Annotated in this window: 7 protein-coding genes and 1 pseudogene; 3 read left to right on the top strand and 5 right to left on the bottom strand. The window is 65.8% G+C overall.

All coding sequences use genetic code 11. The features are described from left to right. The first annotated feature begins 20 nt into the window (after positions 1-20). Entirely contained in the window at positions 21-1,256 is a 1,236-nt protein-coding gene (locus JO059_RS04845; protein WP_293314972.1) for an NADP-dependent isocitrate dehydrogenase, read from the top strand. Here the strand turns inward: JO059_RS04845 and JO059_RS04850 are convergent. Then, complete coding sequence (locus JO059_RS04850; protein ID WP_293314978.1) at positions 1,253-2,053, bottom strand: alpha/beta hydrolase; 801 nt, start codon at positions 2,051-2,053, stop codon at positions 1,253-1,255. The two genes, JO059_RS04845 and JO059_RS04850, sit on opposite strands and share 4 nt — an antisense overlap. A gap of 267 nt (positions 2,054-2,320) precedes the next feature. Here JO059_RS04850 and trpS point away from each other — a divergent pair, with 267 nt between their 5' ends. Together trpS and yhjD are read left to right on the top strand one after the other, a co-directional pair. Beyond that, on the top strand, positions 2,321-3,352 hold the full coding sequence (gene trpS, locus JO059_RS04855; RefSeq protein WP_293314973.1) for a tryptophan--tRNA ligase: 1,032 nt from the start codon (positions 2,321-2,323) through the stop codon (positions 3,350-3,352). A 7-nt stretch (positions 3,353-3,359) separates the two neighbouring features. Beyond that, positions 3,360-4,388, top strand: coding sequence for an inner membrane protein YhjD (yhjD, locus tag JO059_RS04860; RefSeq protein WP_293314974.1), 1,029 nt, complete (start codon positions 3,360-3,362; stop codon positions 4,386-4,388). A 37-nt stretch (positions 4,389-4,425) separates the two neighbouring features. Here the strand turns inward: yhjD and nagA are convergent, their stop codons facing one another. From nagA to JO059_RS04880, 4 genes and pseudogenes are all read right to left on the bottom strand, one after another. Further along, the gene (gene nagA, locus JO059_RS04865) at positions 4,426-5,559 is read right to left on the bottom strand and encodes an N-acetylglucosamine-6-phosphate deacetylase (protein WP_293314979.1); all 1,134 of its coding nucleotides are present in this window, start codon (positions 5,557-5,559) and stop codon (positions 4,426-4,428) included. 4 nt (positions 5,560-5,563) lie between these two features. After that, complete coding sequence (locus tag JO059_RS04870; protein WP_366516150.1) at positions 5,564-6,928, bottom strand: sugar porter family MFS transporter; 1,365 nt, start codon at positions 6,926-6,928, stop codon at positions 5,564-5,566. Next, on the bottom strand, positions 6,916-7,245 hold the full coding sequence (locus JO059_RS04875) for a hypothetical protein (RefSeq protein ID WP_293314975.1): 330 nt from the start codon (positions 7,243-7,245) through the stop codon (positions 6,916-6,918). The genes JO059_RS04870 and JO059_RS04875 overlap by 13 nt, the downstream gene beginning before the upstream one ends. Positions 7,246-7,254: 9 nt before the next feature. Next, positions 7,255-8,022, bottom strand: a pseudogene (locus JO059_RS04880) (D-alanyl-D-alanine carboxypeptidase); the annotation flags it as partial.

Raw genomic sequence — 8,022 nt, forward strand, 5'->3', positions numbered from 1 at the left:
GCTGAAGGATTCGGACGCAGATGTCCAGTGACGGCAAGATCAAGGTCAAAGGCCCCGTGGTAGAGCTCGACGGCGACGAGATGACCCGCGTCATCTGGAAGCTCATCAAGGACATGCTGATCCTGCCGCATCTCGACATCAACCTGGATTACTACGACCTGGGCATCGAGCACCGCGACCGCACCGACGACCAGGTGACCATCGATGCGGCGTACGCCATCAAGAAGCACGGCGTCGGCGTCAAGTGCGCGACCATCACCCCCGACGAGGCCCGCGTCCAGGAATTCAACCTGAAGAAGATGTGGCTGTCGCCCAACGGTACGATCCGAAATATCCTGGGCGGCACCATTTTTCGCGAGCCCATTGTGATATCGAATGTGCCGCGGTTGGTTCCGGGCTGGACCAAGCCAATCGTCATCGGGCGGCACGCTTTTGGTGACCAGTACCGCGCGACGAACTTCAAGGTGGACCAGCCGGGAACCGTCACCTTGACTTTCACACCCGCCGACGGCAGCGAGCCGATGGTGCACGAGATGGTGTCCATTCCTGCCGACGGCGGGGTCGTGATGGGGATGTACAACTTCAAGGAGTCCATCCGCGATTTCGCGCGTGCCTCGTTCGCCTATGGACTCAACGCCAAGTGGCCGGTGTACCTGTCCACCAAGAACACCATTCTCAAGGCCTACGACGGCATGTTCAAAGACGAGTTCCAGCGCATCTACGACGAGGAATTCAAGGACAAGTTCGAGGCCGAGGGACTGACCTACGAGCATCGGCTGATCGACGATATGGTCGCGGCCTGCCTCAAATGGGAGGGCGGCTACGTGTGGGCATGCAAGAACTACGACGGTGACGTCCAGTCCGACACCGTCGCGCAGGGCTACGGCTCACTGGGACTGATGACGTCGGTGCTGATGACGGCCGACGGCAAGACGGTCGAGGCCGAGGCCGCGCACGGCACCGTTACCCGCCACTTCCGGCAGTACCAGGCAGGCAAACCCACCTCGACCAACCCGATCGCCTCGATATTCGCCTGGACCCGGGGACTGCAACACCGCGGCAAGCTGGACGAGACGCCGGAGGTCGTCGGGTTCGCCCAGCAACTGGAAGAGGTGGTGGTCTCCACCGTCGAGAGCGGCAAGATGACCAAGGACCTCGCGATCCTCATCGGCCCCGAGCAGGAGTGGCAGAACAGCGAGGAATTCCTCAACTGCATCGCCGAGAACCTGGAAAAGAGGCTGGCCGGCGCCGATTAGCCGGCGGATTCCCGGGCCCCCCGGGTGTCCTGCGTGCATTGCGCGATGAACTCGTCGATCAGCTCGGTGATGCGTTCGGGCGCCTCGTACATCGGGATGTGCCCGACGCCCTCGAGCTTGGTCACCCGGTGATTGTCGTCCGGCAGATGGGTCGTGAAGTGCCGGCTGAAGCGGGGCGAGGGCACAACCCGATCCTTCTCGCAGATCACCAGGTACGCCGGAACCGCGGTCTCTGCGAGCTCCCGCAGGCCGTGCAGCTGCACCGCCTTGACCAGCAGCTGCAAGTAGGCGGGGCAGTGGCCCGCGTCGTCGATGATGCCGGACAACTGGCGCTCGCTGACGCCCTCCGGCGACCCGCTGATGGCATAGGTGGCCAAGCGGCGGCTGAACGGCATACGCAGCACACGCTGCCCGAACAACCAGGCGAGCCCGAACAACGGCATGCCGAGGATGAACTTGAAGATCACCTCGAACTTGGCCGGGCTCCATCGCGTCCAACCGCCGGCCGGGGCGATACCGGTGACGCTGCGCGCGCGTCCCCGTCGCTCCAGCTCGAACGCGACCCAGCCGCCCAGCGAGTTGCCGACGATGTGCGCGGTTTTCCACCCCAGTTCGTCCATCTGGCGCTCCACGTGATCGGCCAGCACCGCGGAGGACAAGAACCAGGTGCCCGCCCGCGGCCCGCCGTTGTGGCCGGCCATGGTCGGGGCGAACACCTCGTAGCGGCCGGTGTCGGCCAGTTGCTGGGCGACGTCCTCCCATACCGCCTGGGACAGCAGGAAGGGGTGCAACAGCAGAACGGGCTCGCCCGAGCCATCTCGGGGGCCCAGGTGGATCGGCTCGCGACGCGGAGACGACGGCGAGCGAGCGGAGCTCGCGAGCAAGGAGTCGACCAGACGACGCGGAGACGACGGCGAGCGAGCGGAGCTCGCGGGTAAGGAGTCGAGCAGGCGTCGAGTCATGACCTCGACACTACCAAGGTGATACCGGCGGTACCGCGACCAGCGCCGGTGGCCCCAGCCTTTTGCGGGCCCCGCCGGCCCGGCGTGAAAAGATCGTCCATCATGAGCACCGCCACCGGACTTAGCCGGCTTTTCTCCGGCGTGCAGCCCACCTCGGACTCGCTCCACCTCGGTAACGCTCTGGGCGCCATCAACCAGTGGGTGGCCCTGCAGGACGATCACCCGGACGAATACGAAGCCTTCTTCTGCGTGGTGGATCTACACGCCATCACCATCCCGCAGGACCCCGGCGCGCTGCGACACCGGACCTTGGTGACCGCTGCCCAGTACCTGGCGCTGGGCATCGATCCCGACCGGAGCACGGTTTTCGTCCAAAGCCAGGTGCCCGCCCACACCCAGTTGGCCTGGGTCCTGGGGTGCTTCACCGGTTTCGGGCAGGCATCGCGGATGACACAGTTCAAGGACAAGTCGACGCGTCAGGGCAGCGACTCGACCACCGTGGGCCTGTTCACCTACCCGGTGTTGCAGGCCGCTGACGTGCTCGCCTATGACAGTGACCTGGTGCCTGTGGGTGAGGATCAGCGCCAACACCTAGAGCTGGCGCGCGATGTCGCCCAGCGGTTCAACAGCCGCTTCCCGGACACCTTCGTCGTTCCCGACGTGCTCATCCCCAAGATCACCGCGAAGATCTACGACCTGCAGGATCCGACGTCGAAGATGAGCAAGTCGGCGTCCACCGATGCGGGATTGATCAATCTGCTCGACGATCCGGCGTTGTCGGCCAAGAAGATTCGCTCGGCGGTGACCGACAGCGAGCGCGAGATCCGCTTCGACACCGACGCCAAGCCCGGCGTCTCCAACTTGTTGAGCATCCAGTCGGCGGTCACCGGAGTCGGCGTCGACAAGCTCGTCGAGAGCTACGCGGGCCGCGGCTACGGTGACCTGAAAAAGGACACCGCCGATGCCGTCGTCGAGTTCGTCGGCCCGATCAAAGCCCGGGTCGACGAATTGATGGGTGACACCGCCCAATTGGAGGCGGTGCTGGCATCGGGGGCCCAGCGCGCCCAGGAGGTGGCGGACAAGACTGTCGCGCGGGTCTACGATCGACTCGGCTTCCTTCCGCCAGGGGACTAGGTTTCACATGAGCGAGCCGGCCAAGCCCGGGATCCTCGAGCGGCTGCGCGCCCGGTTCCCGTGGTTCGACCATGTCGTTCGCGCCTACCGGCACTTCGACGAGCGCAACGGCGGCTTTTTCGCCGCGGGCCTCACCTATTACACGATCTTCGCGTTATTTCCTTTGCTGATGGTCGGTTTCGCGGCGGGTGGATTTTTCCTCTCCCGGCGGCCTCAGCTGTTGAGCACCATCGACGACCACATCCGGTCCTCGGTATCCGGTGCCTTGAGCCAGCAACTGACGGAATTGATCAATTCGGCGATCGAGGCGCGCGCGTCTGTCGGTGTCATCGGTCTGGCCACCTCGGCCTGGGCCGGGCTCAGCTGGATGTCAAACCTGAGGCAGGCGGTGACCCAGATGTGGTGGGAGCATAACCTCGAATCACCGGGTTTTGTGCGCAACAAGTTATCGGACCTGCTCGCGATGGTGGGGACCCTCGCGGTGATCACGGCGACTCTCGCGCTCACCGCCCTCGGCCACGAAGAGCCGATGCGCGCGGTACTGAGATGGCTTCACATACCGGAATTCTCGGTGTTCACCATGGTGTTCAGGGCCGTTTCCATACTGGTTTCCCTGCTGGTGCAGTGGATGCTGTTCACCTGGATGATCGCGCGGCTGCCGCGCCAAAAGGTCAACCTGCTCGACTCGATGCGGGCCGGGTTGTTGGCAGCGACCGGCTTGGAGCTGTTCAAACAGGTGGCCTCAATCTACCTGCGGGTGGTGTTGCGCAGTCCGGCAGGTGCCGCGTTCGGGCCGGTGCTGGGCTTGATGGTGTTCTCCTACATCACCGCCTATCTCGTCCTGTTCGCAACCGCTTGGGCCGCAACCGCTTCGGGCGATCCCCGCGCCAAGTCCGTCGCCCCGCCGCCGCCCGCGATCATCGCGCCGCGGGTCCAGCCCGACGAGGGGATCGGCGCCCGTCGAACACTGACCGCGATGGTCGTGGGAGTCCTTGGGGGATTGGCGTTTTCGCGATTGGCTCGCTGGCTCCGCTAACGGGCACCCGCCACATCGGGTGTGACACGCGACCGCACTAGCCGTTTGTCCGCCAGCTGCCGCGCACCATGACGGCGGTGATTCTCAGAGCACTGTTGAGCACAACGACATTGGCGTCGTAGCCGGCCCGCAGGCTCCCCACCCGCTCGAGCCCGAGGGCGCGTGCCGGCGTCGCCGAGGTCATCTGCACGGCGGCGGCCAATCCCGCCCGCGAGGCCACGCCGCGGAACAGCCGATCCATCGTCGCGGTGCTGCCGGCGATTGTCGACGTCCCGCGCACTCGCGCGACGCCGGATGCGACGTCGATTGCCACCGCGCCGAGCCGAAACGCTCCGTCCGCGCAACCGGCCGCGGCCATGGCGTCGGTGATCAGGGCCACCCGATCGGGCCCCGCCCACTGGATAACCGCATGCACGACGTCGGGGTGCACGTGCACGCCGTCGGCGACGAGTTCGACCGTCACGTCGGCGTCGCGCAGCAACGCCAGCGCGGGCCCCGGCTCGCGGTGGTGCAGCGGCCGCATCGCGTTGAACAGATGAGTGCCGACCGTGACACCGGCGGCAAGGGCCTGTCGGGTCTGTTCGTAGGTGGCGTCGGTGTGACCAACGGCCACAACAACTCCCGCATCGCGAAAGCGACGAATTGCCGAATCGGCACCGGGCAATTCGGGCGCGAGAGTCACCATTCGGATCGCGCCGTCGCCCGCGGCGAGTAGGGCATCGATCTCGGTGGGGTCCGGATGGCGCAGCTGCGAGGGGTCGTGCGCCCCGCAGCGAGCCGGGCTGAGCCAAGGCCCCTCGAGATGGATGCCCGCCACGGTGCCCCGCCGGGTGGCTTCCCCGAGGGCGAGCACTCCGGCGATCAGCTCACCGGGCGAGGCAGTCACCAGGCTGGCAAGCGTGGTGGTGGTGCCGTGGCGCAGATGAAATTCCGCGGCGTCGGCGATGCCGCCACTGGTATGGGAGGTGTCCGTGTAGGACGCGCCGCCTCCGCCGTGCACGTGCATGTCAATGAACCCGGGCACCACGGTGCCATCGGGAAACTCGCTGTCGGCGGGCCCCGGCGGCGGCCCGGGGCCGCAGTCGAGGATCCGTTCGCCGGAGGTCGCCAACCATCCCGGCCGGCCGACATGCCCGTCGAGCACGATGGTTCCGGCGGTGATCAGCATCACGTGCTCACCAGTGGCCACCGTTCTCCCAGAAATGCCTGATTTCTTCGAGCTGGCGCCCCTTGGTCTCCGGCGCATACCGGAAGACGAAGACAAAAGCGGCGACCGCAAGGACGGCGAACACCGCGAAAGTTCCTGTGCCGCCGAGTGAATGCAGCATCGTCAGGAAGACGGCGGCGACGACCGCGTTGGCAACCAGGTTCGAGGTAAGCATGGTGCTCGACCCGATGGACCGTAACCGCGAGGGGAAGCTCTCGCTCGCGTACACCCACCCCAGGGAACCAAAACCCATGGTGTAGCCGAAGATGAAGACAAGCAGACCGACGAACCCCAGAACAAGTCCCGCGCCGCCGAGGTGGCCCTGGTTGAAGACCGCCATCATGATGATGTCACCGACGACCATCATCGCGATGCCGGACAACAGGATTGGCCGCCGCCCCAGGCGGTCGACGAGAAGCAGCGACGTGCACACGGCGGCCAAGCCGGCGACCTGGACCAGCGCCGGCAGGGCCAGCAGCGCGAAATTGCCGGTGAAGCCCATGGCTTCGAATATCCGTGGGCTGTAATAGATGATCGCGTTGATGCCGGTGATCTGGATCAGGAAGCCGAGCGTGACCACGAAGACGGTGGCCCGAAGGTATGGCGGGCGAACCATTTCCCGCAGCATCTCGGACAAGCCACCGCTGCCCTCATCCGAGGCTCGGTCCATCTCGGCGAGCTCGTTCTCGACCATGGCGGTGGGCTCGACGCGCAGGAGTGCGGCGCGGGCGTCGGCGACCCGGCCCTTCAGCAGGTACCACCGGGCCGTTTCCGGCAGCCGAATCACCAACGGAATCAGCAACATTGCCGGCACGGCGGCCAGGCCCAGCATCCAGCGCCAGCTGTGGGTGCCGGCCAGCAGGTAGCCGGTCAGGTAGCCAACGATCAGCGTGCCGACGATCGCCATCTGATAGGCCGTCAGCAGCGAGCCCCGCACGGCGGCGGGAGCAGATTCCGCCACATAAACTGGGATGACCACCACCGTCACGCCGATCGTCAAGCCCAGCAGGAATCGGGCCGCCAGCAGCATGGGGAACGAGACGGAGAACGCACCCATGAGCGCGAAGACTGCATAAGTAACGAGGATGAGCACGATCGATTTTTTTCGACCGATCCCGTTGGCCAGCACACCGGCTCCCAAGGCTCCGACGATCTCGCCGATCACCACCATCGTCGTCAGCAGTTCCTGCTGCTGTGTCGTGAGCCCGAATTCCTCGGCGATAAACAGCTGTGCGCCGGCGATGATGGATAGGTCGTAGCCGAAAATCACGCCGACGCTGGCGGCGGTGAGCCCGACCAGCAGGCCCCGCGAGCGGCCGGTCAGCTGACCGATACCCGGGAGCGCAGCAGCTCAAGGACGCGGTCGGGGTCCTCGGGCGTAACGCATGGCTGCACTCGGGCGCCGACGTCGAGGATCAGCAGGGTCTGCTTGCTTCCTCGTTTAAGGTCCAGCGGAAACCAGTACCGCGGATCGGATGTTCCCCATAATCGGCCCTTGCCGGAACTCCAGGTCATGGGCTGAGCCTTGACGTTGCGGATGTCCGTGTACGCGATCCGCTTGTGGCCCCCCAGGGGGAAGTAATAGCGGTGGATGGTGATTCCGTGCTCATCCAGCGTGAGGTTGGCGTCCTCGTACAGGGGTGAGGTCATGCACGAAGTCTAGTGTTGCGGCCGGCGGTTCATCGAGCGTGCGACCATGATCAAACTCAACACGATGACGGTGCCGGCGACCGCGACGCCCACGCGTACGGGCAGCGCGTCCGCCGACGACATGAGCCCGGCGGCCTGGCCGCCGTTGCCCCGCCGGTCGGCGGCGGTGTCGCGCCTGGCTGGCAGCAGCGAGGGATCCGGTTCGATCAGCGTGCCGACCTGGGTGCCCATCGGCGTGCCGAACCCGTAGTCCAACAGGTGCGCCGCCTGTTCCCACGGGGCGATCGGCTGCCGGGTGCCGTGCAGGAGCACCGCCACCAGCCGTCGTCCGTCGTGGTTGGCCGCACCCACGAACGTCTGGCCCGCGTCGTCGGTGTAGCCGGTCTTGCCTCCCAGCGCGCCCGGGTACTTGTAGAGCAACTGGTTGTCGTTCTCCAGTTCGTAGCCGGGATGGTCGCCGTGGCCGGGGAACTCGAAGGTCCGCGTTGCGACGATGTCGGCGAAGGTGGGGTTCTGCCAGGCGTAGCGATAGAACAGGCCGATGTCGTAGGCCGAGGTGCTCATGCCGGGCCCGTCCAGCCCTGACGGCGTTGCCGCCCGGGTGTCCTGGCCGCCCAGCTTGGCGGCCAGCACGTTGATCTTCTCCACCGCCTGCTGCATGCCGCCGAGCTGCATGGCCAGGGCGTGCGCCGCGTCGTTGCCGGAATGCATCAGCAATCCGTGCAGCAGCTGGTTGACGGTGTAGGTGCCGCCGTCGTCCACGCCGATCTTGGTGCC

It is taken from the genome of Mycobacterium sp. (assembly GCF_019247615.1).
Classification (GTDB): domain Bacteria; phylum Actinomycetota; class Actinomycetes; order Mycobacteriales; family Mycobacteriaceae; genus Mycobacterium.

Bases quoted from the DNA above. Each gene is read 5' to 3' on its own strand.
- JO059_RS04845 (WP_293314972.1), top strand. From the start codon at position 21: ATGTCCAGTGACGGCAAGATCAAGGTCAAAGGCCCCGTGGTAGAGCTC.
- trpS (WP_293314973.1), top strand. From the start codon at position 2,321: ATGAGCACCGCCACCGGACTTAGCCGGCTTTTCTCCGGCGTGCAGCCC.
- yhjD (WP_293314974.1), top strand. From the start codon at position 3,360: ATGAGCGAGCCGGCCAAGCCCGGGATCCTCGAGCGGCTGCGCGCCCGG.
- JO059_RS04875 (WP_293314975.1), bottom strand. From the start codon at position 7,245: ATGACCTCACCCCTGTACGAGGACGCCAACCTCACGCTGGATGAGCAC.